At 62.2% G+C, this 25,193-nt stretch carries 21 protein-coding genes; 4 read left to right on the top strand and 17 right to left on the bottom strand.

From position 1 onward, the window contains the following. Positions 1 to 41 precede the first annotated feature (41 nt). Genes K419_RS0103650 through K419_RS0103625 form a run of 6 tightly spaced genes read right to left on the bottom strand, consistent with a single transcriptional unit; the run spans position 42 to position 7,079 of the window. Complete coding sequence (locus K419_RS0103650; RefSeq protein ID WP_026840385.1) at positions 42 to 2,954, bottom strand: BamA/TamA family outer membrane protein; 2,913 nt, start codon at positions 2,952 to 2,954, stop codon at positions 42 to 44. A gap of 27 nt (positions 2,955 to 2,981) precedes the next feature. Next, positions 2,982 to 4,640 (bottom strand): mucoidy inhibitor MuiA family protein, encoded by a 1,659-nt coding sequence (locus K419_RS0103645; RefSeq protein ID WP_026840384.1) that lies wholly within the window; start codon positions 4,638 to 4,640, stop codon positions 2,982 to 2,984. 37 nt (positions 4,641 to 4,677) lie between these two features. Further along, a complete protein-coding gene (locus K419_RS0103640) occupies positions 4,678 to 6,003 on the bottom strand; it encodes a putative sensor domain DACNV-containing protein (RefSeq protein ID WP_026840383.1) in 1,326 nt (441 codons plus the stop codon). Then, complete coding sequence (locus tag K419_RS0103635; RefSeq protein ID WP_026840382.1) at positions 6,000 to 6,500, bottom strand: YkgJ family cysteine cluster protein; 501 nt, start codon at positions 6,498 to 6,500, stop codon at positions 6,000 to 6,002. The genes K419_RS0103640 and K419_RS0103635 overlap by 4 nt, the downstream gene beginning before the upstream one ends. Before the next feature lie 16 nt (positions 6,501 to 6,516). Next, entirely contained in the window at positions 6,517 to 6,831 is a 315-nt protein-coding gene (locus K419_RS0103630) for a CcdB family protein (protein ID WP_026840381.1), read from the bottom strand. After that, positions 6,831 to 7,079 carry a type II toxin-antitoxin system CcdA family antitoxin gene (locus K419_RS0103625; protein WP_012530918.1) on the bottom strand — a complete coding sequence of 83 codons (249 nt, stop codon included), beginning with the start codon at positions 7,077 to 7,079 and terminating at the stop codon, positions 6,831 to 6,833. The genes K419_RS0103630 and K419_RS0103625 overlap by 1 nt, the downstream gene beginning before the upstream one ends. Before the next feature lie 293 nt (positions 7,080 to 7,372). Between K419_RS0103625 and K419_RS0103620 the strand changes: the two genes are divergently transcribed. The 4 genes from K419_RS0103620 to K419_RS0103605 all read left to right on the top strand — a co-directional run bounded on the left by K419_RS0103620 (position 7,373) and on the right by K419_RS0103605 (position 11,135). Further along, positions 7,373 to 8,176, top strand: coding sequence for a hypothetical protein (locus K419_RS0103620; RefSeq protein WP_026840380.1), 804 nt, complete (start codon positions 7,373 to 7,375; stop codon positions 8,174 to 8,176). Between the two features lie 41 nt (positions 8,177 to 8,217). Further along, positions 8,218 to 9,669: a DASS family sodium-coupled anion symporter gene (locus tag K419_RS0103615; RefSeq protein WP_026840379.1), complete on the top strand. Its 1,452-nt coding sequence runs from the start codon at positions 8,218 to 8,220 to the stop codon at positions 9,667 to 9,669. A 71-nt stretch (positions 9,670 to 9,740) separates the two neighbouring features. Beyond that, positions 9,741 to 10,202 (top strand): RrF2 family transcriptional regulator, encoded by a 462-nt coding sequence (locus tag K419_RS0103610; RefSeq protein WP_026840378.1) that lies wholly within the window; start codon positions 9,741 to 9,743, stop codon positions 10,200 to 10,202. Between the two features lie 24 nt (positions 10,203 to 10,226). Further along, positions 10,227 to 11,135, top strand: coding sequence for a carbohydrate kinase family protein (locus K419_RS0103605; RefSeq protein WP_026840377.1), 909 nt, complete (start codon positions 10,227 to 10,229; stop codon positions 11,133 to 11,135). Between the two features lie 94 nt (positions 11,136 to 11,229). On the opposite strand, the gene K419_RS0103600 is transcribed toward K419_RS0103605, so the two are convergent. From K419_RS0103600 to K419_RS0103550, 11 genes are all read right to left on the bottom strand, one after another. Beyond that, positions 11,230 to 12,474 (bottom strand): YbfB/YjiJ family MFS transporter, encoded by a 1,245-nt coding sequence (locus K419_RS0103600; protein ID WP_026840376.1) that lies wholly within the window; start codon positions 12,472 to 12,474, stop codon positions 11,230 to 11,232. Further along, positions 12,471 to 12,902, bottom strand: coding sequence for a hypothetical protein (locus K419_RS0103595; protein ID WP_026840375.1), 432 nt, complete (start codon positions 12,900 to 12,902; stop codon positions 12,471 to 12,473). The genes K419_RS0103600 and K419_RS0103595 overlap by 4 nt, the downstream gene beginning before the upstream one ends. Next, a complete protein-coding gene (locus K419_RS0103590) occupies positions 12,899 to 14,884 on the bottom strand; it encodes a M48 family metallopeptidase (protein ID WP_026840374.1) in 1,986 nt (661 codons plus the stop codon). The genes K419_RS0103595 and K419_RS0103590 overlap by 4 nt, the downstream gene beginning before the upstream one ends. Before the next feature lie 6 nt (positions 14,885 to 14,890). Beyond that, positions 14,891 to 15,496: a LemA family protein gene (locus tag K419_RS0103585; RefSeq protein WP_026840373.1), complete on the bottom strand. Its 606-nt coding sequence runs from the start codon at positions 15,494 to 15,496 to the stop codon at positions 14,891 to 14,893. A gap of 50 nt (positions 15,497 to 15,546) precedes the next feature. After that, entirely contained in the window at positions 15,547 to 16,794 is a 1,248-nt protein-coding gene (locus K419_RS0103580; protein WP_026840372.1) for an MFS transporter, read from the bottom strand. Between the two features lie 150 nt (positions 16,795 to 16,944). Then, a complete protein-coding gene (locus K419_RS0103575) occupies positions 16,945 to 17,523 on the bottom strand; it encodes a cysteine hydrolase family protein (protein ID WP_026840371.1) in 579 nt (192 codons plus the stop codon). Continuing rightward, the gene (locus tag K419_RS0103570) at positions 17,520 to 18,164 is read right to left on the bottom strand and encodes a flavodoxin family protein (RefSeq protein WP_026840370.1); all 645 of its coding nucleotides are present in this window, start codon (positions 18,162 to 18,164) and stop codon (positions 17,520 to 17,522) included. The genes K419_RS0103575 and K419_RS0103570 overlap by 4 nt, the downstream gene beginning before the upstream one ends. Positions 18,165 to 18,198: 34 nt before the next feature. Further along, positions 18,199 to 18,690 (bottom strand): hypothetical protein, encoded by a 492-nt coding sequence (locus K419_RS21510; protein WP_051292853.1) that lies wholly within the window; start codon positions 18,688 to 18,690, stop codon positions 18,199 to 18,201. A 115-nt stretch (positions 18,691 to 18,805) separates the two neighbouring features. Next, positions 18,806 to 22,960, bottom strand: coding sequence for a DEAD/DEAH box helicase (locus tag K419_RS0103560; protein ID WP_026840369.1), 4,155 nt, complete (start codon positions 22,958 to 22,960; stop codon positions 18,806 to 18,808). A gap of 191 nt (positions 22,961 to 23,151) precedes the next feature. After that, positions 23,152 to 24,033, bottom strand: coding sequence for a carbon-nitrogen hydrolase (locus tag K419_RS0103555; RefSeq protein ID WP_026840368.1), 882 nt, complete (start codon positions 24,031 to 24,033; stop codon positions 23,152 to 23,154). 16 nt (positions 24,034 to 24,049) lie between these two features. After that, positions 24,050 to 25,078: an agmatine deiminase family protein gene (locus K419_RS0103550; protein ID WP_026840367.1), complete on the bottom strand. Its 1,029-nt coding sequence runs from the start codon at positions 25,076 to 25,078 to the stop codon at positions 24,050 to 24,052. Positions 25,079 to 25,193: the final 115 nt, after the last annotated feature.

Below are 25,193 nucleotides of genomic sequence, written 5' to 3'. Positions count from 1 at the left end.
TTTATGGCCCCCGAGCCGCTGCAGGGGCGACTGGCGCCCCCCTACAGGCCGAGGTACAGGGTGAAGTATACTTGGTTTTCTCCGCCGCGGTTGAAGCCGTGGGCAAAGCCGACGGCGGGGGTGACCCTGGCCCAGTAGCCGATGGTCAGGTCCGCTCTGAGTTCCGCTCCGGCACCGACCCTGGTTTCGTTGGCGTGAAAACTCCTGTTGTCGTCCCAGACCTGGCCCGCGTCGGTGAAGAGCGCGCCGTGCACCTTCTCCAGGAAAGCCGGAGCCGTCCCGGGGCCGCTGAAAGGGTAGGCGAGCGGCGCGCGGTACTCCAGGGTGCCGGTGGCGACGTACTTCCCGGTCATGGAACGGGCGGGGTAGCCGCGCAGCGGGTATTGGTTGTATTCCGAGGGGGCCCCGCCGATCTGGAACGCCTGCTGCCCGTACTGCAGGTCTCCGTCGGCGAGGGCTCCGGAAAGACGCAGGTAGAGCACCTGGTGCGGGAGCCGTGTCTTCGACAGGCGCAGGTACTGCTCGAAACTGGCGCTGTACTCGGAGAGGTTTTGATCGCTGCCGATATCGCGGCCGAAGTAACGGTACAGAAATGCCAGGTCGCAGCCATCTTCCGAGCTGATGGAGTAGGGGTATTTGAGGGCGCTCTCGTAGCTGATCCCCGCGAAGAGGTTGTTTCTGCGCCCCTGGAAGACGGGTATCCCGCCGAACGTGCCGTTGCTGTTCAGGCGGCTCAACGCCTTCTGGTCCAGAAGCTCGTACCCCCCTTTGATGCGGTAGGCCGACTCCAGGAAGTTGACAGGTACGGACGCTGCCAGCTCGGCCCCGCGGTTCACCTCCCAATAGTCATACCCTTTCTGGTACAGGTCGCTGTAGACCAAAGGTTCGTTGTGCGCCCGAAGCGACAGGGTCGGGTAGAAGTAATCGTTCAGGTAGGTAAAGCTGAAATAGCCGCGCTTTCTCCCATCGCTGTAGGCCGCACTGACGGCGTAGGAGTTGTACCCCAAGACGTCGGCGCCGGCGGTGAAGGCCCCGATTACCGCCTGGTCCGAGCCGTCCCCGTAGATCTTAGGCAGCCAGAAGCGCGGCAGCAGGGTCTTTGCTGCGCTGTAACGCGAAGAGGGGGGCGCCGTGGCCTGCTCCGTCTCGGTCGGTGCAGCGAGGGGGGCGGTTCGTGCCGAGGGAAGCGACGGACCGCGCGCGATGCTCCACCGTGAGCGGTCGAGTTCCATGCGGGCGATCTTGAACCCCTTGGAGCTGTAGCTGGAGAGCAGCATGGAGGAGCCGTCCGGGGCTGGGGCGGGTTGAATCGCTCCGGTAAGAAGGTGGCTCACCTGGTAGCTGGCGCCTCCCTTCAGGTCGTATGCGAAGAGGTTGAACACCCCGGTCTCGTTGGAGATGTAGTAGATGGTCGAGCCGTCCGGCCCGAAGACCGGGAAGGCGAAGGTGTGGCTGGCCCTGAAAAGGGCGCGGTCGGTTTTATCGACCGTGTCGTAGATACGGAGCGCGCTCATGCCGGTGTTGTCGGTGAGGACATAGCAGATGCTGCGGCCGTCGGGCGAGAAGTTGGGGGACGCTACCCGTTCCAGCGAGTAGCTTGTAACCTGGCGCGGCTGCGGCTTTTCTCCCTGGCTCAGGTCCAAAAGCGCCAAGTTCTGGCTGCCGCGCGAACTGATTACGGCGGCTACCGTCTTGCCGTCGGGCGCTACCTGCGCGTCCCCGAGGCGTTCTCCCTTGGTGATCCTCCTTGTTTCGCCGCGGTCCAAGTCGTGGACGTAGAGGTCCTGGTACGTGTTGAAGCCGCGGTCGATCTCGGCCTGGGTGAAGTAGACGCTCTTGCCGTCGGGGGACCAGCTGAGGCTTCCATCGGAAGACTGGCGCCGGAACTGCGCCAGCACCTTTTTTCCGGAGGCGTCGGTCACGACGCCTGAGGTGTGCTCGTTGGGGTCGCGCCTGGTGAAGGCGATGCGGCTGCCGTCCGGCGAAAAGCGCGGGTTGGTGAGGTTCTCGCCCTGATCGTTCACGCTGGTGAGCGGCGTGAAGGGGGCGCGGGAAAGCTCCTTGATGTGCGCCGTCTGCTCCAGCTTCAGGGCGACGATCATGTCGCGGTAGATATCGCTGTAATCCTTGCCGTGGAAAAGGTCCTCAGGCGGCCTGCCGATCAGGTAAGGAAGGCGCCCTGAGTGCGCGATGGCGAGCTTTCCGGCTGCGTCGGGGCCATAGGTGTCGGCGATGTAGCGCTGCAGGCGGTAGCCGTACATGTAGGCTAAGTGGCCCGAGGGCCAATAGGCGACGTCGCCGTTGATCTGGTCCACCGAGGGGAGGTTGTCGTCCGCGACGGCGGCGCGGAACACCATGTCGTAGTAGCTCCCCTTGCCGCGGCCGACCCCCGTGTACTTCGTCTCCGCCCAGGTCGCCATCCCCTCGTGCCACCAGCGCGGCAGGAAGGTGTTGGGGGGCGCGGTGGCGAAGAAGAAGAGGACCGACAGCGGGTCGAGCGCGGGCCAGGGCTTGCCGAAAATGGCCCGGGTCACCCTGGAGTAGCCGCGGGCGGGGTCGGAGGAGAGTATGTGGGCGTACTCGTGGGTGAAGAGGACCCTGAGCCAGTCGTCGTATTCGCCCAGGGTGGAGGCGACCGTGGGGGGGACCACCTGCAGGTACACGGCGTTGTAAGGGATGGTGACGGCGAGCCCGTTGATGAAGTCGCTGCTGTCGATGAGCACCACCTGGGTTTTACCGGCCGGTTGCCAGCGGAACTCCTGGACCAGCAGGGGATGCGTCTCTTCGGCTATGGCCGCGACCTTTCGGGCGGCCGGTTCCAGTCCCTGGTGGTAATGGATGGAGAAGTGCTCGGTCTCGATGGTCGAGTAGCTGAAGGAGGTGTCGAATTTCGCTGCCAGCGAAAGGGAAACAGTGCATAGCACAAGCGTTACCGCAATAAATAAAGTTCTCATGGCTTCCTTTCGTTCAGGTTCGTGTCCCTATTCCATTCCCGCCAGTTCGCGCCCCTTGGGGTATTCGATGACGATGTCGTAGGAGACCTTCTTTCTCTCTCCCGGGGCTAGGTTCAGCTTCCATTCCAGCGTCCCGTCTTCCTTGATGCCGGAGGGGCGTGGATCTGCGTCTTCGAGTTTTACCTTGATCTCCGCGTTGGAGGGAAGCGGCTGCTGGTCGAGTAGGGTCAGCGCCACCCCCCTCTTCTTGAAGTTCTCCAGTTCGATCACTACATGGTAGGTCACGTTGTTGCCGCTGATGAGCCCCGCCTTTTTCGCCACCCTGGCCGCTTCCCGCTTCACCTTCACCTGGTCGTCGGATCCGAAGTAAAGGTCGAACTCTTCGCCGGAGCTGATCGTTTTTAATCGGCTTTTGCCGACGAAGGTGGCGTCGTTGAAGATGTTCACCTCCCCGGCCAGAAGCGGGTAGGGTGTCTTGTTCCGGACCTTCGACTTGAGATAGACGCGCGGGGAAAGTTTCGGGACGGTCAGGTACTCGGCGCTGATCGGCACCTTTTCGCTGGCGATGATGCTCCCTGCACGGGTGCCGTCGGACGGTACGTCCACCGGCTGCACCACCTGGAAAAGCACCGAGGTCTGCCCCTGTGCCACGTCCGAGGTCAGAGGCTGCGCTTCCTCGACCCGGTCTTCCCGCGCTTCCATCGGGTAGGCGTCGGCAGCCATCGGCGCGGGAGCCGGGGCAGCCATCTCCTTCATGGCGCGGCCGGCGTAGGCCATGGGCCGGGGGGGCTCGTAGAAGGAGATATGCCAGGGGGAGAGCTCCGGCGCGCCTCCGCCGACCTCGGGGGCAGCCGTGGAAAGGGAAAGCTTCACGCCGGGCCAGTTCTCCCCGGTTTTCTGCGCCACCTGGGCACGGTAGACGAGTTCCGCCTCCTTGCCGTCGGCGCCGAGGCGCACGTCGTAGAGGGGCTCCCAGGTGGCCTGGCTCACCAGGTAGGAGAGGTCCAGGTCGAACTTGAGGTCCTGCTGTGCCTCTATGGCCACCTGCGCCGACTTCACTTCCCTGTGCCGGTTGGCGAGGTTTTGCTCCAGCTCTTTCCTGAGCGCCGCGATCTTCTCGTTGAGGGGCTTCTTGGCGGCTTCGGCTTCGTAGAGCTGCTGCTCCACTTTGCCCACGCTGTCACCCACGAAGCGCACCGCCTCTCCCAGCTCCGCAGCGGTGGGCTTGCCTGCGGAAAGCTCCTTTGAGATCCGCTCGGACCAGCCGACGCGGATGGAATCGATGAAGGCCCTCTGGGAGGCGAGCGCCTTGCGCTTGGCTTCGATGCTTTCCACCTGGCGGGTGAGGGCGGCGATCTCATCCTCCAGCTCGCGCACCCGCTGGTCCCGCGCCCGGTCCAGGAAAACCCTTTTCACCGTAATACCAGCGATGCGGGCAGGCGCCGCCCCTTTTCCCACGGCACGAAGCGAGTCCTCGTCCAGCACCTGGGGGAGGTTGTCGAAGCTGACCAGGTTGGTTCCCGCTTTCAGCGACAGCGTCGCCCTTCGGGTCACCTGGGCCCGGTCCGAGAAGACGGTGACGGACTGGATCGCGGATCTGGCTTCAAGGTTGGTGGTCTGGGCCGAAGTGGCAAAAGGGGAGCAAAGGACGAGGATGAGGCAGGAGCAGATTGTTAGAGTTTTCATTGAGGACCTCGGTGGCAACGAGCCGATGTGATTGGTTTTAAGCCGGTTTTTTCTTCGCCGCGTAGCTGTAGTACTTGAGCCGGATGTTCTCCCACATAACCAGCCGCTCTTCCATCATGGTCATCACCCGCACTTCCCCGTCCTGGGAAACGACGAAGCCGACGCTCCCCGGGTTCTGGGAGCAGTACCTCATCATGGAGCGATGCCTGGTGCCGAAGTGATTGTAGGCAGCCGGGCGCAGCTTCGCCGGGGTCGCCAGACGGTCAGAGGCTATGAAGAGGTTGTCCGGCTCCTGCCAGTTCTTGATTTCCACGCCATATCCCTTGACCACCAGGTCCGGGTCCATCGCCACCAGGCCGTCCACCCGGGTCAGAAGGGCGATGAACCAGATCACGCCGTCGATCTCGTTCTTGTTAGCCCTCAGGTCCTTCTCCATGCGCCTCAACTGGAAATACTGGCTGGAAAGGATCTCCTTCGGCTTAGATTCGGTGAGCCCCAGCAGATGCGCCTCCAGGTAGTCCGACTTTATCTTGGTGACGGCGTTGGATTGCAGCGAGGTGGGGAGCCGGTCGTAGTTGATGCCGTATTTGACGTTGAGATCAGCGGGGTCGATGTAAGGCGTTATAAGGATGGCGCCGCCTTTTTTTATCTTCTGAATCCGAAGCAGAATGCGGCAAAGCGCAGAGATCCACTGCTGGGTGTGGAATTCGTCCATGCCGGCATCGGTCATGTAGATGTCGTCGGGGAGGTGGCTGCGCACTTCTTGCAGGTAGCGTTTGATCCCCGGCGCCAGAAGGTCGCGTATGGGGCCTTCGCGGAAGATGTCGATAGAGAAGCGGATCAGCTCGTTTACCCTGAGCTCGGCCACCTTCTCGTAACGCATGTAGACCACGATGTTGCCGATCCCCTCTACGCTGGCCTGGAAGATCCCGGGACGCTCCGGCTCTATCTCGGCGCTGCGGTTCAGGAATTTGTGGAAGGGGTTTTGCTGGTCCACCAGTCCCCAGATGAAAAGCTGGTCCTCCTTGTCGGGCCAGATCACGAAGGAAGAGGTGCGCAGGTCGGTGGACTTGGCGATCTTCACCACGTTGGAAACCGAAAAAGGGATCGGCTCGGCGAAGGGGATGTAGCTCCAGCGGTCCCGGACCGGGTTGCGCGGCGGCTTGGGGTCGGGCTGCACTGGGTCCAGGTAGACCATGTGGAAGATCACCGGCTCCGATTCCTCGGTCCGAAGGCTTGAGTAGTACATCGTCTCCATCAGGTCGACGATGATCTTCTCGTCCGGGACCGCGGTCCGGCGCTTCTTCAGCTCGGAGCAGACGGTTTCCGCCAGGTGGCGCGGGGTCTTGTTCATGCTGCTCATGGCCGGTACCCCCCGCAATAGGGCCCCAGGATCTGCTCAAGGTGGCGTCTCACGCCGTCGAAGAGCTGAAGGGTGAGGTCGTTGGGGTTTTTGCAGTAGTAGCTTGAGGGGGCGAAGTTGTAATAGATCCGGCAGGCGAAGGGGCGGACGCCGTAGATGCCGCAGTTGCGCTTTTGCAGGTTGAAAAAGGGGCAAAAGCCGCTGTCGTCGGAGCGCTTGGGGAGGAGGTCGAGGACCTCCTTTTCGCAGGCGAAGACGTCCGGGCTGCACTTGCAGCACTGGCCGGTCTTGCAGCCGGCGCCTTCGCTCTCGGCGCGGCACAACGAGCTGCCGAAGACCCGGCGGCTGAAGCTCTCCGCGGCGCGGTAGACGAAGGAAATCCGGCGCGAGCGGTCGGCGCCGGCGCGGTCGGCGTTGATAAGGCGCTTCTTCAGCCGCTCCAGTTCACGCGCGACCTGTTCGTTTATGGTGAGGGGGGAGGCTGCAGGCATTGTCATAATGACGTGTCTCTTCCTAGAATCCGGTGAAAAGGAAATCGAGTGCTGCGATTATTTCTTCTCTTCGTTCCGCGAGGGAGCCCACCTTTTCTCCCAGGACCTGCTGGTCGATGCCGGCTAATTGCGCTGTGGACATGACCACATCTCTGTTCTCGATGCTGAACCTCGGCGTTAGGTGCCTGACCGGCTTCCCCATTGCCGAGACGGTGAATAGAGGAACGACGACCCGTGTAGCGAGGGAAGCCAAGAGCTCCGCCTGCACGTCCAGCAGATAGGGGATCTTATCCCTGGTCCTGGGATTCCCGTTCCGGTAAACGTCGAATTGAGCCATCAGAAATGCCTCAAATCGTCACTGAAGGTCCCATCGCTTTGCACGCGGCTGTTGTACTCTTCGATAGCTTCACGGTTTTCTTCCTGCCAGCTGCGGCTGGTCTCCTTCCGCAGCATTTCCGCAAGCCGCGATTCCAACGCCTGGGAGAGGTTTATGTGCCGCTCTTTCGCAAGGCGCAGCAGATCGCTGTTTATACTCAGATTTGTCGACTTCTTGGGGGCTGTCGCGTCGAAGAAAGCATTCTGCATGTAGGTCTCCTATGCGCAGGGGTTATGCGCATATGATAGCTGGCTTTAGGAGGAATGGCAACCCGCGCTGGATGCCTGTTCCCGTTCTGCCACAGCTTCGAGATGCGGCTGAAGGTATATTGAGAACTTCATATTGTAAATGGAATTAACGATAAACCCACCATCATGGTAGACAATGTATATTCTTTTCTTGACTGATTTGATTTTATTTTGTACCTTGTCTAAAACTCGCATGGAAGTGGGGTATTTGTCCCCCGGCATCACATGTTGCAGCATCTGGAGAGGGAGGCAATTTGAAGATCGACCAGAAGAAACTACGGGAACTGCTTTCGGCACCGGCTTTCTCCCCGTCTCCGGACCAGCTCAGGCGCGAAGACAACGTGTTCCTGGTGGGCGGCAATCTTCCGGAACGCCAGACTCTGGAAACCCTCTACGACAGCCACTATCAAAGCAACGCTGCTCTGTTCCACCTCACCTTCGGGGCCATCGACCGGTTTCCCAACGGCGAGGCGCTGGCCCGGGTCATCAAGAAAAACTTCAACGTGCACCTCGTGGGGAGGCTCGATTTTCCCGCCTCCTCCCGCCTCATCGAGCGGGCCTATGCCGCCGGCGTCGACATCATCGAAATCCCTTTGCCGGCTCCCGGTACTGGAGCGGGGGAGGGGGAGGGCCAGGCCAAAGAGCGGCTCCAGGCCCTCAACGTAGCCCGTTCGGTATTCCCGCGCTGGTCGGTTGCCTCGACTATTGTGGCCGGTGAGGAGTCTCCTGCGGTGACCATTTCAGGTATCGACGCCCTCCTCGCTGCCGAGATCGTCCCGCTGGTGGTCCTGTCAGGGGGGGCGGTGCGTCACCCGGAGGACGAGATCGCCAGGATCTTCACCCACCTGCAGTCGGGCTGGCGCAAGCACAGATGTGTCCTCAAGCCCTTGTTGCCGCTGATTCATCTCTCCACCCCGCTGGTTCCCGCGGCGCCCCGCAACATGTTGCGAGGTTTCATCGACAGCATCGAGGACCGGCGCCTCTTGGCCGCCTCCGACCTGAGGCGGGTACTCAGGGTGAAGGAAGCCGCGGAGTCCTTCGATTCCGCAGGGCTGTAGCGTATTTGATTCGAATTGAGTAGAGAGGGCGGCCAACTGAAATGAACAACGACGATTTCCTCCAAAAACCGCTGAAGATCGACAACCGCCCCATGTGGCTGATCCTGCTGGACCGCACCGTCCGCTACCAGGTCATGGCGACGGTGGTGCTGGTGGTAGGCCTCCTGATCCGCCTTTCCCCGCCCGACGGCCTTTCGGTCGAAGGGTACCGCTCGCTGGTTCTCTTCGGCGGCACCATATTCTTCTGGGTTTCGGGGCTCCTCCCCATCGCGGTGACCGCGCTCCTCTCCATGGTGATGCTGCCGCTTCTGGGCATCATGGACGCCAAGAAGACCTACTCCATGTTCGGCAACGAGGCGGTGTTCTTCATCCTGGGCGCCTTCATCCTGGCTGCGGCGATGACCGGGACCGGGATTTCCACCCGCCTTGCCCGCGCCATGCTCGCCAAGTTCGGCAGGACCCCAAAAAGCCTCGCGCTCACCGTGTTCCTGCTCTCGGCCTTTCTCTCCTTCGTCATGAGCGAACACGCGGTCGCCGCCATGCTGTTCCCGGTGATCACCGAGATAACGGTGGCGCTTAACCTGGAGAAGGGGAAAAGCAGGTTCGGGCAGCTCCTCTTCATGTCCATGGCCTGGGGCTGCATCATCGGCGGCATCGCCACCTTCCTTGGCGGTGCTCGCGCGCCGCTTGCGGTCGGGCTCTTGAAGGAGTCGACCGGTCTTCATTTCACCTTCCTAGAGTGGAGCTCCGCCGCGTGCCTGATCGTTTTCCCGCTCTTGTTCATCGGTTACTTCGTGCTGGTGAAGTTCTTCCCCCCGGACATCCTGGACGTGGAAGTGGGCCGGAAGTTCCTGAACGGCAAGCGCCTGGAGACCGGGAAGATGGGGTACGACGAGATGCTGACCGCGCTGGTCATGGTCGTCACCGTCGTCTGCTGGATGACGCTCGGCGAGAAAACCGGCCTGGCCGCAATCGCCATACTGGGAGCCGCGGCGCTCTTCACCTTCAAAGTCGTCACCTGGCAGAAGATCGAGGAGTACGTCAACTGGGGGATCATCCTCATGTACGGCGGGACCATCGCGCTCGCCTCCGCCCTGGAGAAGACCGGTGCGGCGGTCTGGCTGGTGAACAAGGGGCTGGGAAACACGGAGCACTCGCCGCTGGCCATCATCGCCGTCGTTTCCTTGGTCGCCATCATCCTTACCGAGTGCATCAGCCATGCGGCCGTGGTGGCCATCCTGATGCCGGTCGGCATGGGGCTTTGCCACAGCACCGGGATGGATCCTAAGGTGATGACCCTTTCCATCGCGCTCCCGGCGGGTCTTGCCTACTGCCTGCCGATGGGAACGCCGGCAACCGCCATCGCCTATGCCTCGGGTTATCTCAAGAGCCGCGACATCATTGTCTCAGGCTGCGTGATCATGTTTATCTCGTGGTTGTTGTTCATGGCGTCTGTGCTCTTTGTCTGGCCCTTGATAGGTTTGAAAATTTAGCGTGGCACATGCCACCGAAAAACTGTATAAGCAGGAGGTGCGTTGGATTCAATTCCCTTTGAGGATAAACCATGATTTCAAAGAAGACCAAGTACGGGTTGAAGGCACTTATCTACCTGGCCCGCCACTATGACAAAGGTCCCATCCTTATCGCAGACCTCGCGCGCGACGAAAACCTTCCCAAGAAGTTCCTCGAGAACATACTGTTGTCCCTGAAGAACAACGGCATCCTGCAAAGCCGGAAAGGTAAGGGGGGAGGCTACTTCTTAGGCAGGCATCCCGGCAAGATCACCTTCGGGCAGGCGATAAGGGTGATGGAAGGGCCGCTGGCGCCTGTCCCCTGCGTCAGCGAGACCGCCTACGCCAAGTGCACCGAGTGCGAGAACGAGCTTACCTGCGGCATCAGGCTGGTGATGAAAGACGTGCGGGATGCGATGGCGGTGATCTTGGACGGGACCACCCTTGCCGACGTGCTGGAGAAGATCGACACCGCCGAGCAGGGGCAGCGCGGCGTACTGGACTTCTGCATCTGATCCCCCGGCGGAGGTTGGCGGCACATGCGATTTGACGTCGTGGGGCTCGGAGTATCTACTGTCGATCTCATCTTCACCGTGGATCAGCTTCCCGGCAGCGAGATGGTGCAAAGGGCGGGAGAGTGCGTGATAGCGGGAGGCGGACCGGTAGCGACCGCGATGGTGACACTGGCGAGGCTGGGCGCCGCCACTGCCATGCTGGACAGCATCGGGAGCGACTTCTTCGGGAGCTTCATACGGAGTGAATTCGCCGCCGAGGGGGTAGATACCGGCGGGCTGGTCGTAGCCCCGGGACGGACCACCTCCAAGGCATCGATACTGGTGCGAAAGGAGGACGGCGCCCGCGCCATAACCTTCTCCCCCGGCGACGCACCCGAGCTTACCCCCGGCGGCGTCCGGGCCGACATCATCCGCGCCTCCAAAATACTGCACCTGAACGGCCGTCATTGGGACGCCTGCCTCCACGCCGCAAGGCTTGCCAAGGATGCAGGCGTTCTCGTTTCCTTCGATGGCGGTGCCCACCGCTACGACCCTCAACACCGCGGCATCCTTCCACAAGTAGACATCTGCATCGCAGCCCACAACTACGCCGCCGCCTTTGCCGGCACCGAAGACGTCGCCCAGGCCGCAAAGGCGTTGCTGTCAGCAGGCCCGAGCATTGTCGTCGTCACGCAGGGAGCGGCGGGGAGCCGGGTCTTTTCGCAAGAGGGTGGCGATTTTCACCAGCCTGCTTTCCGTGTCGATCGTGTGGTCGACACCACCGGGGCGGGCGATGCCTATCACGGCGCCTTTCTCTACGGCCTTGCCCGCGGCTTTGCGCTGGAAGAGTCGGCAAGGTTTGCCAGCGCCGTTGCCGCCCTCAACACGCGCGCGCTCGGAGGGCGGGCCGCGCTCCCCACGCTTGCCGAAGTTGAGAAGATGCTGCAGCAATAACCTTTCTGAATCGGCACCTATGGAGCAGCACGCCGCGCCGCCTCGTCCAACTCTCCTCCCCCCGGGGGAGGGAACTAACCCCCGCGCACCCAGATCATTGCGTTCTTTTCCCCGCAGGTTCAGGCAGCAGGAAAGCCAGCACGGCGGCGCAGGTGGTGAGCATTCCGGCTATGAGGTAGGGGGCGGTGAAGGCGCCGGTGGACTTGGCGATCATCCCGGCTCCAGCGGGGCCGATCACCTGCCCCAATCCGAAGAAGATGGTGATGGTGCCGAAGGCTGCGGAAGCCCGGTTCAGCCCGAGATAGTCGCCGACCGCAGCGGCCATGATGGCGGGGATGGCAAACACCGCGCAGCCGTACAGCACGAGCGATATGGTGAGGCCCGACATCCCGGCCTTGAGGCCCGCCAGCAGGTAGGCGGCGGTCTGAACGGTGAAGACCAGGGCCAGCCCCCGGCGCCTGCCGATGCGGTCGGACAGGGTGCCGAATCCGATGCCGGAGAAAAAGCTGAAGAAGCCGACCCAGGACCAGTAGAGCCCGGCGCGCGCCTCGCTGAGCCCGTACTCCCGCACCATGGTGGTGACGATGAAGGTGCCGTACACCATGAAGGTGGCGCCGAAGATGAGGTAGAGAATGCCCAGCCGGAAAAGGACGGAGCCGTCACCCTTGTGCTCGCGGTGGATGAACTGCTCCGGGGACGCGTCCACGAGCCTTCCCACCGGCTCAAGTCCCAGGTCGGAAGGGTGGTTTCGCAGCAAAGCCGCGGTGACGAGGGCGATGCCGAGGCATATCGCCCCCAGCACCATCCAGCCGGCGCGCCAGCCGTCGGCACCGAAGCTGCGATTGAGTGCGGGAACCAGGAACCCGGCGAGGATGATCCCTATCCCGTTCCCGGCGATGGCGAGGCCAGCGGCCTTGCCGCGGTGCTCGCTGCGGAACCAGAAGGTGACCAGCGCCATGAGGGGGATGTTGGTGAATCCGCTTCCCATACCGACCAGCGCGTACAGGGCGAGGATGGGGAGAAACGAGGTGCAAAGGCCGATGCCGATCATGCCGAGGCCGATGACGAGGAGGGCCGAAGCCGCCATCCACCGGGGAGCCAGCCGCCCCAGCAACTTTGGCGCAGCCAGGACCGAGGCAAGGTAGCCGACGAAATTGGCGGTGCCGATGAAGCCCATCCGGTCGTAGCTGAGGTTAAGGCCCGCCTGCATGCCGGGGATGAGCATGGAGTAGGCGTAGCGGGCCAGCCCGAAGCAGGAAAAAAGCCCAAGTGCGCTGGTGGCGACGATGATCCAGCCGTAGTGGAGTTTGGCTACGAGAGGTGAGGTGGCTTTAGTCATAAAGATGTCTCGTCCTTTGCCGCAGCAGTTGCGGGTGTCCATCTGATGGTGAATATGGTGGCCCGGGAAAGGCAGTGCCACCGGTGATACACGCCTTCGCCCCAGGCGGCGAAGGCGCCCGGCCGCTCCAGCAGTACGGTATGCGTCTCTGCCGGCGGGAAGCCGGGGGACGGCGAGAATTGGATCCGGAAGGCTGAGCCCTCGCTGACCAGTATGGAGATGGTCCTCCCCTCACTGACCGGTTTCGAGCCGCCGCTGTCATCGCCGGAAGGGTGATCGTACCACTTGGCGCAGAGCCCGGTGAGCGCCTCCCCCTTGGGGACGTGCAGCAGGCCCGACGGGTCGTTCAGCGTCCAGTCGCTGAAACCGAGAAACCAGCCTGTGCCGTTGGTCTCGGCGTCGCAGGCGTTGCCCGTCTGGACCTTCACGGCTCACCCGCCGCGGAATCTGAGCGATGTTCAGCTCCAGGCGCCAACGGCGCTTGGAGCGCTGTCCCGGCAGGCGGCACGGGGAAGTTGAGCCAGGGGGGGACCGGGCAGCCGATGGCGTCGGCTACGGCCCTGAAGAGCTCGACCTCGTCCACGTTCACCACCTGGTCGTGCACCATGCACTCAAGGCAAGCCCCGAGAAGTTTTCGCTTGATCAGCGGACTGGCGCCGTCGAGGGCCGACAGGGCGGCCGTCAACGCTTTCGAGCTGCACTCTGTTCCCGACAGGAAGGAGAACTCCGCCTTCGGCTCGTTCAGGAGGCAGACCCCCTTGGCGAAGGCCTCTGCCGCAGCGCCCTCGTCCTTGTTGCCGACGCGCGCCATGGTGGAGAGGATGCAGGAACAATCCTTTTGCACGCCGCGGACGCCGTAGACCTGGACCGTGCGCAAAGGGGAGGGGAAAAAGTGCGGTTGCAGGTGGCGCAGCATCAGGTGGCGCAAGGCCAGTTCGAAGACGCTCAGCCGCCAGTCTGCAGCGGCAAGCGCATCGGCGGTCTTTTTGAGCCGCGCGAACTCCTCGGCGTTAAGGCGGCGCAGCGCCGGAAGCGAGAGGTCGAGAAGCGGCAGACGGGCCTGTGGGGGAAGGAACTGCAGGTCCGGGGCGATCCGGGTGACTTCCCGGGCCAGGTGATCGCCTTCCAGTGTCGCGACCGCTTCCATCTGCCGCTTTCGCGTTTCCTGGTCGGAGTTCAGCAATAGGCCGTAAATGACGGCACGTGCCGCGACGGAATCGTGCGTTGCGGCGAGAAGCGGCGCAGGGAGCTCCGAAAGCAGCTGGCCTGCCAGGTCGAGGTGCTGCTGCATCGGCTCCCCGACGCTGTTCAGCAGTGCGTTGACGGCTGCTCCCGAGTACTCCTGAACCGGTTTGGGCTGAGGAGCCCGCTTAAGCAGATGCTTCGCCTCTTCCACTGGCACGGGGAGGGGAGTGACCTTGGGATAAATCCCGTTGAAGCGGGGTTCGAGGAGCCGTATCCGCTCTTTCAAAGGGGGATGGGTGTCTAGTGCCGCAAGCCAGGCGTCGCTGATGCCGTTGCTGAAAAACATGTGGCTCATCTCGCCGCTGCGGGGATGTACCAGGTGCGAGCCGGTAGCAAGCCCTCCTATCTTTTTCAGCGCTCCTGCCAAACCGCCCGTGTTCCTGGTGAACTGCACCGCAGAGGCGTCGGCCAGGTACTCGCGCTGCCGCGACACGGCGCTTTTGATCATCTGCGCCAGAAAATGCCCCAGATAGCCGATGGTGTAGAGGGCGAAACCGGCGAGGAGGATCGCCCCGCCGCCGCGTCCCCTGGTGTGGCGCGTCCCCTCCAGCATCGCCCTCCCGGTTTGTCCCACCGCCTGAATCCCCCCCAGCCAGCACAGCAGGCGGAGGTTCAAAAGGATATCCCCGTTGAGGATGTGGCTGAACTCGTGGGCCATGACCCCCTGCAACTCGTCGCGGCTGAGCAGTTCAACCGCGCCATGCGTCACGCAGATCACCGCGTCGCTGGTTCCGAAACCTGCGGCAAAGGCGTTGATCCCCCGCTCATGCTCCATGAGGTAGAGGTCGGGGACAGGTATCCCCGAGGCGATGGCCATTTCCTCCATCACGTTACGAAGCAAGCGCTCGCGCGGCTCGTTTGTCTGAGGAGGGACCAGCCGCGCGCCCAAGGCCTTGGCCAGGGCCGCGCCCCCTTCGCGCAACTCCATCATCTTCCAGATGGAGATGGCCGCGATAAAGAAGAGCGACACAGCAGAGCTCCAGAAAAACGCGTGCGCGTGCCAGAGGCTCGCACTCCGCCCGTGCTTGAACTCGTGGAACCAAAGGGACAAGGCGACCACCAGGTAGACGCCCAATACCACCGCGATAACGGCCATGGCGAAGAGAAAGAGCAGCCGGCCGGTATTGCGGCGGGCGTTCTCCTGTCTGGCGAAGAAATCGTTCATCGCTTCTTAGCCTTTGGCGAAGGAAACGCGCGGCGCCTCGCGCTCGGCCTCTTTTATATCCAAAAGGCTCGCCTGCTTGAATCCGAAGTAGCCGGCGATGATGGAGGCAGGAAAGAGTTCGCAGGAGGTGTTGTAGCCGGTGACGGAGTCATTGAAGGCCTGGCGGGCGAAGGCGACACGATTCTCTGTCGAGGTGATCTCTTCGCTCAGTTGCATCATGTTCTGGTTTGCCTTGAGGTCGGGGTAGGCCTCGGCGAGCGCAAACAGCCTGCCCAGGGCCCCGGAGAGTACATTCTCGGCGCCTGCCAGCTGCGCCATTGCGCGCGCTTCCCCGGGGGCTGCCGCCGCCTGTTTTACCGACGCCGCCGCTTGGTTGCGGGCTGTGATGACAGCCTCCAGTGTTTCCCGCTCGTGGGTCATGTACGCCTTCGCCGTCTCTACCAGGTTCGGGATCAGGTCGTAGCGCCTTTTCAACTGCACGTCGATCTGGGAGAAAGCGTTTTTGAACTGGTTGCGCAGCTTTACCAGCGCGTTGTAGCTGGAGATCGCGTACAGCACAGTGAGGACGATCAGGGCGAGCAGTATCAGAACAAAAAGAGAAAGTGGGTCCATAGCTAGCGGTCTCCTTATGGTGGGTGTTTGTCCGAAGCTAAACTACAGCTTCAAAGGTACTCCTCGAAATAGTCGAGGTCCTTGTGGAAAGTCTCCTGCAGTAGGGAAAGGCTTATCAGCGCGATGACGAGGCAAAGCGCCCCCACGGCCAAGGCGCCCATTTCCAGCCCGAGGACCTTTCTTGCCGCCTGGAACAGCATGGTGATGGGGATGGTCATGCCGCGCACGAAGTTGGGGACGGTGGTGGCGACGGTGGCCCTCAGGTTGGTTCCGAACTGCTCGGCCGCCACGGTGACGAAGATGGCCCAGTACCCGATACCGAAGCCAAGGAGTCCGCAGATGAGGTAGAAGGAGCCGGCTGTAACCCCGGCGGCGCTGAAGTATCCGGCCACTGCCGCGACCGTGAGCAGCAGGAAAAGGAGCACCACTTTCTTGCGGCTTTTCAGCAGTTGGCTCAAGAGCCCGCTCACGAGATCTCCGGCCACGAGCCCCATGTAGCAGTACATGACGGCGTTGCCTGCGTTAACCGGTCCCTGGACCGCGAGGGCTCTTGCGAATTCGGGGGAGAAGGTGATCAGGACCCCCACCACGAACCAGGAGGGGAGGCCGATCAGGATGGAGTTCATGAAGCGGCCGAAGCGGTCGCGCGAGGTGAAGAGGGCGAAGAAATTCCCCTTGGCGACTTCCTTTGTTTCCATCCCCTTGAACATGCCGGATTCCGCGACGGCGACCCGCAGCAGCAGGAGCATGAGCCCCAGGATGCCCCCGATGACGAATGCGGTGCGCCAATCGAACTCCTTAGCGACGATGTTGGCGAGGATGGCTCCTGATACCCCGACTGTCGCTACGATCATGGTGCCGTAACCCCTGATGGAGCGGTGCAGCACCTCGCTCACCAGGGTGATGCCGGCGCCGAGTTCGCCGGCGAGTCCCACCCCAGCCATGAAACGGAGAAAGGCGTAGGCCTCGATGGAGTTGGTCATGCCGTTGGCGAGGTTAGCTAACGAGTAGATGAAGATGGAGCCGAACATGATCTTGAGGCGACCCTTTCTGTCGCCGAGGACCCCCCAGAGGATGCCGCCCAGCAGCATGCCCGCCATCTGCATGTTGAGCAGGAACACCCCCTTGTCGATCAGCTCCTGCCCGGAGAGCCCGATTCCCTTGAGGCTTGGGACCCTGACGATGCTGAACAGTACCAGGTCATATATGTCGACGAAATACCCGAGGGCCGCCACTATCACCGGCAAGCCGAATACCTGCCGAATTGCCACTTTCGTGCTCTCTTCACTGGATGTCATCCGCAACTCCCGTTGTTGTCACAGTAAAAAAAGCCGCCCATCAGCTTTGCTGAAACAGGCGGCTCTGTTTTTACTCTTTGATTGCCCTGTCTTGGCTTAGGACAGGCTTCAGAACCAGTTCTAATACACTCCATAACGCCGGGAAGTCAATTAGATTTGATGCACTATCTCCTGTGTGGTGACTATCTTCGCATAAGGAATCGCAAGCGCAGCCATAAAGGATGCGTGCACATCGGCAGCCTTGACCGTCCGTTCCTGGAACTGCAGGTCCCTGGTAGCGCAGGCGTCCGCGACGACGGTGCAGTTAAAGCCCAGATCGAACGCCGCCCTGGTCGTTGCGTCTATGCACATGTGGCTCATCGCCCCGCAGATGACCAGATCCTTCACCTGCCGGGCCGCGAGCAGCTCCAGAAGCGAAGTACCGCGGAAGCTGTTGGGGAAGTTCTTGACCACGATCGATTCGCCGGCGACAGGCTCCGCCACCGGGTTGATCTCGGCGCCGTCGGTGCCGGGCACGAAGAAGGCCGCACCCGGGCGCGCGGCGATGTGCTGGATATGGATGACCGGGGTCCCGCTCTTTCTCGCCTGCTCCAGTAGGAGCTTCGCGTTGGCGGTGGCTTCCACCATCCCTACGAGTTCCATGCTGCCGCCAGGGAAGTAATCGTTTTGCAGGTCGACCAGGATCAGGCAGATGGCGTTCTCTGCGTCGTTCTCGGTTGCCGGGCTCATGGTTGCACCAGCCGCGCGCCGAGCGCGAAAGCCTTCTTGCAGTCTTCGGGAAACTCCCTCTGGTACCGTTCGCGCCTTTGCGCCGGATCAAAGTAGTTGAAGACCACCTTGTCGTAATCCTCGAACTGCAGCGTCTCGTTGGCGCAGAGCGATTCGCAGGCGCCGAAGTTACGGGCGAGGACCCCCTCGTTGAGGCCGATGTGGACCGGGTAGGAGTATTGCTTCATGATCTCTTCGGAGACGTTCATGGTGTAGATGAACCCAGTGCGGATGCGGCGGGGAAAGAGCGTCGTCGGCGGGTTGCTGTACACCAGGTACTGGAAGAGGAGCCGCTCCATGAACGAGTGCATCTCTCCGGTCACCGTTCCGAAGTACACCGGGGAGCCGAGGACGAAGGCGTCGGCAGCGGCGATTTTCTCCAGCACAGGGGTAAGCTCGTCCCGCATGGCGCACTTGCCGTAGCTCTTGCCACCCTTGAGCTTGCAGGCGAAGCAGCTGATGCATCCCTTGTAGTTCAAGTCGTACAGATGAATCAGTTCCGTCTCGGCGCCGGCCGAAGCCGCCCCTTCCAGGGCCTTCTCCAACAAGGTCGCCGTGTTCCACTTTTTCCTCGGGCTGCCGTTGATCGCGATTATCTTCATTTATCGTCCCTCCTGTTGTTCATCTTCGCTGTTGTTACAGGGTGACCAGTCTGATCCCGGCCGTCTTGACTTCAGGTTCTTTGGCGCCTGCTGCGGCAGGAGCTGGCGGCTTTGCCACAACAGTCGGAGAAAGTGGGACCATGAGGGTGTCGTCCATTTTCCACATCGCGCCCGTGGCCGGGTCGACTATCAGCAGCCCTATCACCCCCCCTAACAAGATATTGCCCCAGTACCAGCCGTTCATGTGCGCGGAAAGCTCGCTGCGCCCTGGATCAAATCCATCCTTATTGCACGAGACAGAGTATCTTCCCTTAGAGAAGAACCCGCTCCCAGAATCTACTGTCACCATCATGGGAGTCTCACCGGATTGAATCGCTACACCCTTGTTGTTTGTGACTACGCATTTAGCGCCTGCGGGGTTGGATTGAATACTAACCGGCCAGCTCGACTTACTGACGATGCTGGCGCAGCCGGTGAGTGTGACAATCATTGCAGCAGAAAGGGTTTTGACTGCTATTTTCTTCATTGATGCTCCTTCGGGAGAGATTTGTGCAGGCGCCGAATCGGAGAAATATAGAGTAAATGCTAATTTTAGTCAACTTTGCCGGGACAAAAAAGGGGACGGCTACTTTTATTGTCAATTATTTCCGCAATAGCGCCAGCAGCTCTTCTGCGCTGATCCTGCCGCTCAGGTCGCTTTCGTCGAGGAGACTGTCGGCAAGGCCGCGCTTTTGCTGGTGCAGGCCGACGATCTTCTCTTCTATGGTCCCCCTGGTAACGAGACGGTAGATGGTGACGGGGCGCTGCTGACCGATCCGGTGGGCACGGTCGGAGGCCTGGTCCTCGACGGCGGGGTTCCACCAGGGATCCATGTGGATCACGTAGTCGGCAGCGGTCAGGTTGAGGCCGACGCCTCCCGCCTTGAGGCTGATCAGGAACAGGTCGCCGCTGCCGCTTTGGAAGGCGTCGACTCGCTTCTTGCGCTCTTGCGGGGGCGTGCTGCCGTCGAGGTACTGGTACGGGATCCCGTTCTTCTCGACGTACTGCCTGATCAGCTCCAGGTGCCCGACGAACTGGCTGAAGACCAGCGCCTTGTGGCGGTTTTCCCGCAGCTCCTCGACGATCTCGCCGAAGGCGGCAAGCTTGGTGCTCGGAATGGGGGTGTCTGGAAGGACCAGGCGCGGGTTGCAGCAGGCACGGCGCAGCCTCATGATCTCGGCAAGGATCTTCAGGTGCAGCTCTCCCTTTCCCTCGACCTTGCCGACGCCGGCCAGGTTGTCGAGCGCGCTCTTCCTGATCGCCTCATACAGCGACGCCTCTTCCTCGCTCATCTCCACCTTCATGACGATCTCGGTGCGCGGCGGGAGCTCCTCCAGCACCTGGTTCTTGGTGCGGCGCAGGATGAAGGGCTGGATCAGCTTCTTGAGGCGGGCCCGGGCCTTCTTGTCCTGGCTCTTCTCGATGGGGGCGGCGAACTTGACGTTGAACTGCTTCAGGCTCCCCAGAAGCCCCGGGTTGATGAACCGGAACACGTTCCAGAGTTCCCCCAGGTGGTTCTCGATGGGGGTGCCGGTGGCCACCATCTTGAAGGCGCCCTTAAGCTCCATGGCTGCCTGGCTTCTCTTGGTCGCCATGTTCTTGATCGCCTGCGCCTCATCCAGGACGATTGCCTGCCACGGCACGGCGGCCAAAAGTTCTCCCTCCTGCTGCAAAAGGCCGTAGCTGCAAATGACCAGGTCGAAGGGCTTCAGTTCCTGGAGGCGCTTGGCGCGGTTTTGCCCCCCGAAGACGATGGGGTTCAGGGTGGGCGCGAACTTCAGGGTTTCGCTCTCCCAGTTGAGGCAGACCGAGGTGGGGGCGACCACCAGCGACGGCCCCCCCTCCGCCATGGAGATTATCTGCGCCAGCGCCTGGACCGTCTTCCCCAGTCCCATGTCGTCGGCCAGGCAGGCTCCGACCCCCCAGTGGGCGAGGCGGTTCAGCCAGTTGAACCCTTCTTCCTGGTAGCCTCGCAGCTCCGCCTGCAGCGTGGCGGGGAGCTGGGGGCGGAAGGCCTCGGCCTCGTGCAGCCTTTTCATTTGGCGCTGCCACTGCTGATCGGCCTCGAAGGTCCCGGCCTGCCCGGCGAATTCCTCGAAGACGGGGGAGGCTAAGGGATGGAAGCGGAAGGCGTTGCTGCCGTGGGGATCAGCGCAGGCTGCCAGGTCGTCCAGGTGCTTTTTGAGCTGGGCGGAGAGTGCCAGGAAGTCGCCGTCGGCCAAGCGGATGAAGCGGCCGGGGGAATCCTTGGCGAGTTCGACCAGTTGCCGCAGGTCGAGCGAAAGCCCCTCGTTCAGCTTCACTTCCCCCTCCAGTTCGAACCAGTCTTTCGCCTGCTTGATGACCAGCCGGCAGTGCCCGGGGGTGGCGATCTGCTTGATCTTGAAGCGCGCCCCCTCCGGCCAGGAGACGCGCACCGTTTCTGCGAGCGCCTGGAACTGAAGCAGCAGTTCCAGCGACTTCTCCGTGGAGGGGATCAGCCATTCCCCCTCCCATTCCTCGCTTTCGGAAAGGACGGGGAGGGCGGCGATCGCTTCGGCCGCGCGGGTGACTTCCAGTTGCAGGTCCCGCTTGGCCTGCACCTTTTTTCCTTCGAGGACGGCCATGAGGGTTTCGCCACCGGCGCCGGGGCGGAAACAGGGGCCGCTTTCGGACAGGGGGCAGACCAGCAGCTCCAGCCTCAATCCGGCCTGGTAGGGGAGGAGATGGAAGCAGGGGGTGCTGTCGCTGGGAACCTGCTCGGTCGTCGCGTCCCCGATGTCCGAGTGCACCGTGACCAGCGAGGAGAGGGAATGGATCGCCGCAAGCGCCTGATTTTTGGCCTGCGCGGGGAGCTTCAGGCCGCTGCCGACGATGGTCGCGATGCGTCGGTATTCCTCCTTCACCTGGTACACCTTGAGCCGGGTCGGGGTCTCCTTTTGCAGATGGGTCTTTTGCTCCGGCGCGAACTGGGGGGTGATCTGCAGCGTCAGGGTGTCGCCTTCGGTGCTGAGCTGGATTTCGGGCTCGCCGCGCACCAGCTCCAGGTGCGCCGTGCCCGCCGGATCGAGGTAGAGCTGGGGATGCCCGATCATGAGCGGCAGGGCCAGGTCCTGGTTCAGTTCGTAGGAGTCCCGGCCGTAATAGCCGTGGCCGCGCTCCAACTTGATGCAGGCGCAAACGAGTCGGTCCTGTTCGGTGAGGTAGTCAATCCCTGCGGCGTCTTCGGCGAGGCGTTTGAGGGAGATGTTCCGCCCCGAGCTCCATTTGCCGTTCGGCGCCTGCTTTTGCTCGCGCGGCTGGATCTCGAAATAGCCGCGCTTTTCGTCGAAGTGCCAGATGAGGCGGGATTGCGACACCGGCTTTTGCTCTTCCTCTTCGCGGTTCAGTCGGATCAGCGCTTGGAGGGCCGTCTCCCAGAACTCGACTTTGGCTATGGCATGGATCAGGGGCACGAGTCCCTTTTGTTTTTCCCGCTTTGCGCTGGGAGGAGCGGGAGCAGGCGCTGCGCCGCATTCGAGCGCGGTCCATTCAAGCTCGTCGGCGAGCCAGAGGTAGCCGGCCTCGCGCGCCTTGCCCGCCAGCGGGATCAGCTTTTCACCCTTCTTCTGCGCCTTTTCGGACCCGCACCACTGCAGGGCCATGACGCTGAAAAGGGCGTAGAAGGGGGAGGTGTCGAAGGCTGGGGCGGAGGCGAGCGCTTCCAGGTAGTGCGAGGCCCCCCGCTCTCCGCTTCTCTCCGCGGCGACCTGTTTGAGGATCAGGTAGATGTCCCGGTGGGGCCACTCCTTCTTCGCGAGCACGAAAGCGCAGAACTCTCCCGCCTGGGCCAGCGAGCGCTCGTCCCCCGCGGCTATGAGGGCCAGGATGTACAAGGGGCCGGTGATGTTGTCGAAGAAAATCTTCCTTTTGCCGGTTTCCTTCTTCAGTAGCGCGAGCGCCCCCTCGAACGCCGCCACCGACTCCAGGTAGGCGCCACGCAGCGTCTGGGTCGAAGCGAGGACCGCGGCCTCGGTGGAACTGGCCCCTTCGCTGGAAGCCTTCGCGGCGGCGTCGATTTCCCCGCGCAGCAGTAGTTCCATGCAGAGGACGTCGTAGAGGTCCTGGGTGACCCCCTTTGCCGCAGCGAGTTCGGCGAGGACGACAAAGGGGGGTTGTGCGGGAAGCAGGTGCTGACCGGCGTAGGCGAGGATCTCCTTCAACGCTGCCCCCTGCAGCTTTATGGGGAGCGACCGGAACCATTCGAGGTCGAAGGGGGCGGTGCAGATGGTGACGAAGGGGTGGCAGCGCATCAGGTCGTAGGGGAACTGCCGTTTGAAGCGTGTCTCCGTCTCGAAAGCGAGCTTTTCGTCCTTGGCGTAGAAGGCGATGCGGACGTCGCGCAGGGCGTGCAGTTGGGTGCGGTAATAGCTGCTCCCCCAGTCGGTCTCCATCGGTATCTCAGCGTGGATGGCGGAGACCATGCGCGGGAAGGCACCATCGGCGACGGCGCTCAGGGTAGCGACGTGCGCGATATGCATGTCGCAGCGGATGCCGTCTTTACCCTGCACCACCAGTTTTTGGCTGGCGAGCTTTTCCAGCATTTCCGACAGCAGCAACCCGGTGTAGGAGCGACCGCCGGGGGTGGGAGCGCCCAGGCGCCGGACCACGTTGAGGAGGACGTTCTTGGACAGGGGAGCGTAGAGTACGGAAAGGAGTTGCAAAAGCGTCCTTTCCTCAGGTGTGCAGGAAAAGAAGGTGTCGAGAAGTTTTTCGCTCAGCTTGGCGGGAGAGGGCAAGGTCGCTCCTGTAATGAAGTCAAAGGCACTCACCACAGAGGACACAGAGGAACACAGAGGAGAACCAAAACCTAAAATCATGCAACAGGGATGAAGGGGATTTTTATCCCTGTTAAATGCCTTGGCTGTTCAAAGATTTGTTTTTCCTCTGTGTACCTCTGTGGTGAGTGCTTTTTGGGTTCTTAGCTCCGTTAATCCCGGTAGCGCTTGACCAGGTCCTGGTAGGCGTCGATCCTCCTGTCGCGCAGGAAGGGCCAGATGCGGCGCACGTCTTCGCTGCGGCGCAGATCCAGGTCTACGACCAGGAGCTCTTCCTCCTCGCCGCCGCGCGCGAGCAGTTCTCCTTGAGGGCCGGCGGCGAAGCTGGAGCCCCAGAACTTGATGCCGGCGCCGGCGCCGCTCGGGTCGTCCTCGAAACCGACCCGGTTCACGCTGACCACCGGAATGCCGTTGGCGACGGCATGGGAGCGCTGGATGGTGACCCAGGCGTCGAGCTGCCGCTGCTGCTCGGCTTCTTCGTCCCTCGGGTCCCAGCCGATGGCGGTGGGGTAGATAAGGAGATCCGCGCCGGCTAAGGCCATGAGCCTCGCCGCTTCGGGGTACCACTGGTCCCAGCAGACCAAGACGCCGAGCTTGCCCACCGAGGTCTGGACGGGCTCGAAGCCGAGATCGCCGGGGGTGAAGTAGAACTTCTCGTAGAACGCCGGGTCGTCGGGGATGTGCATCTTGCGGTACTTCCCGGCGATGCTCCCGTCCTTCTCGATCACGACTGCGGTGTTGTGGTAAAGCCCGGGGGCGCGTTTTTCGAACAGGGAGGTGACGATCACCACGTCAAGCTCGCGGGCCAAGGCCCCGAAATGGTCGGTGGAGGGGCCGGGTATGGACTCGGCCAGGTCGAAGCAGGCGGTGTCCTCGGTCTGGCAGAAATAACTGCCGGTGTGGAGTTCCTGCAGGAGGACCAGTTTGGCCCCTTGGGCTGCGGCCTCGCGGATCTGGGCGGAGGTCGCGGCTATCATCTCCTCGCGGTCCGGGCGAAGCGCCTGCTGGACCAACGCGACTTTCAGTTTCTGCATGTGAATCTCCCTCTATCTATTTCAGGGTTCCCTTGGGGAGCTGCATGGTGACGCAGTGCAGCGAGCCGTGCTGCAGTATGAGCGGCAGGCAGTCTATGCCGACGATCTCGCGCCCGGGGAACGCTACCCCGACGGCGGCAAGCGCGGCGGCGTCTTTTTCATCCCGGTAGGTCGGCACCAGCACGGCGCCGTTTACCACCAGGAAGTTGGCGTAGGTTGCCGGAAGGCGCTCGCCGCCTTCATCGAACCTGGCGGACGGCCAGGGGAGGGGGATGACGCGGTACGGCCGGCCGTCGCGGGTGCGGAAGGAGAGTATTTCCTGCTCCATCGCCGTGAGCGCGGGGTAGTGCTCGTCATCCGGGTCGTCGCAGCGTACGTAGGCGATGGTGTCGTCCGGGCAGAGCCGGGCCAGCGTGTCCACGTGCGAATCTGTATCGTCGCCGGCCAGGTAGCCGTTGGCGAGCCAGAGGAAACGGTTGCTGCCGAAAAGCCCGTGCAGTTCCTCCTCCAGTTCGATGCGGGTCAAGTGCGGGTTCCGGTTGTCGTTCATCAGGCACTCTTCGGTGCTGAGGATGGTGCCTTGGCCGTCGCTCTCGATGCTCCCCCCTTCGAGGATGAGCCCGACCGTGTCGAGCGGCGCGCCCCAAACCCCAAGCCCCTGGAGCCGCTTGTTGATCCTGTTGTCCAGGTCGGAGGGGAACTTGAGGCCCCAGCCGTTGAAGCCGAAGTTGAGCAGTCTGAGCGCGCCATGATCCTCGACGGTGATCGGGCCGAAGTCCCGCGCCCAGGTGTCGTTGGTGTCCAGCTGGTGGATCCGGACCCTTTCCAGGTTCGCGCCGCAGGCGGCGAGCTTTTCCCGTACCAGGTCGGGGCCGGCGGCCGCAACGACGGCGGTCTCGAAACGGCTTATCTGCGTCACTATCTCTGCGAAAACCGGCTCCACCGCATCCAGGTACGGCGCCCAGTCGCTGTTTTCGTGCGGCCAGGCGAGGAGCACCCCGTCCTGCGGTTCCCATTCTGCCGGCAATCTTCTGGTGTCTTCCAATCTCTGCTCCCGAAGAAAAAATTGCTGTTAATCAACGCGGTTACCCGGTGACCGCAAGCCATGAAAAACTAGCATACCGGGTGAAGCCAATGCAAGCCAAAAGGGGGCGCAACCT

It is taken from the genome of Citrifermentans bremense R1 (assembly GCF_000426865.1).
GTDB lineage: Bacteria > Desulfobacterota > Desulfuromonadia > Geobacterales > Geobacteraceae > Geomonas > Geomonas bremensis.
Note: the sequence above shows the minus strand (reverse complement) of the source record. Positions and strands in the feature narration are given on the sequence as shown.

What these genes read in the sequence shown, in the direction of transcription:
- K419_RS21510 (WP_051292853.1), bottom strand. Translation starts at nt 18,690, where the DNA reads ATGAAGAAAATAGCAGTCAAAACCCTTTCTGCTGCAATGATTGTCACA.
- K419_RS0103570 (WP_026840370.1), bottom strand. Translation starts at nt 18,164, where the DNA reads ATGAAGATAATCGCGATCAACGGCAGCCCGAGGAAAAAGTGGAACACG.
- K419_RS0103600 (WP_026840376.1), bottom strand. Translation starts at nt 12,474, where the DNA reads ATGACTAAAGCCACCTCACCTCTCGTAGCCAAACTCCACTACGGCTGG.
- K419_RS0103610 (WP_026840378.1), top strand. Translation starts at nt 9,741, where the DNA reads ATGATTTCAAAGAAGACCAAGTACGGGTTGAAGGCACTTATCTACCTG.
- K419_RS0103640 (WP_026840383.1), bottom strand. Translation starts at nt 6,003, where the DNA reads ATGAGCAGCATGAACAAGACCCCGCGCCACCTGGCGGAAACCGTCTGC.
- K419_RS0103585 (WP_026840373.1), bottom strand. Translation starts at nt 15,496, where the DNA reads ATGGACCCACTTTCTCTTTTTGTTCTGATACTGCTCGCCCTGATCGTC.
- K419_RS0103650 (WP_026840385.1), bottom strand. Translation starts at nt 2,954, where the DNA reads ATGAGAACTTTATTTATTGCGGTAACGCTTGTGCTATGCACTGTTTCC.
- K419_RS0103645 (WP_026840384.1), bottom strand. Translation starts at nt 4,640, where the DNA reads ATGAAAACTCTAACAATCTGCTCCTGCCTCATCCTCGTCCTTTGCTCC.
- K419_RS0103635 (WP_026840382.1), bottom strand. Translation starts at nt 6,500, where the DNA reads ATGACAATGCCTGCAGCCTCCCCCCTCACCATAAACGAACAGGTCGCG.
- K419_RS0103575 (WP_026840371.1), bottom strand. Translation starts at nt 17,523, where the DNA reads ATGAGCCCGGCAACCGAGAACGACGCAGAGAACGCCATCTGCCTGATC.
- K419_RS0103580 (WP_026840372.1), bottom strand. Translation starts at nt 16,794, where the DNA reads ATGACATCCAGTGAAGAGAGCACGAAAGTGGCAATTCGGCAGGTATTC.
- K419_RS0103630 (WP_026840381.1), bottom strand. Translation starts at nt 6,831, where the DNA reads ATGGCTCAATTCGACGTTTACCGGAACGGGAATCCCAGGACCAGGGAT.
- K419_RS0103590 (WP_026840374.1), bottom strand. Translation starts at nt 14,884, where the DNA reads ATGAACGATTTCTTCGCCAGACAGGAGAACGCCCGCCGCAATACCGGC.
- K419_RS0103615 (WP_026840379.1), top strand. Translation starts at nt 8,218, where the DNA reads ATGAACAACGACGATTTCCTCCAAAAACCGCTGAAGATCGACAACCGC.
- K419_RS0103605 (WP_026840377.1), top strand. Translation starts at nt 10,227, where the DNA reads ATGCGATTTGACGTCGTGGGGCTCGGAGTATCTACTGTCGATCTCATC.
- K419_RS0103625 (WP_012530918.1), bottom strand. Translation starts at nt 7,079, where the DNA reads ATGCAGAATGCTTTCTTCGACGCGACAGCCCCCAAGAAGTCGACAAAT.
- K419_RS0103555 (WP_026840368.1), bottom strand. Translation starts at nt 24,033, where the DNA reads ATGCAGAAACTGAAAGTCGCGTTGGTCCAGCAGGCGCTTCGCCCGGAC.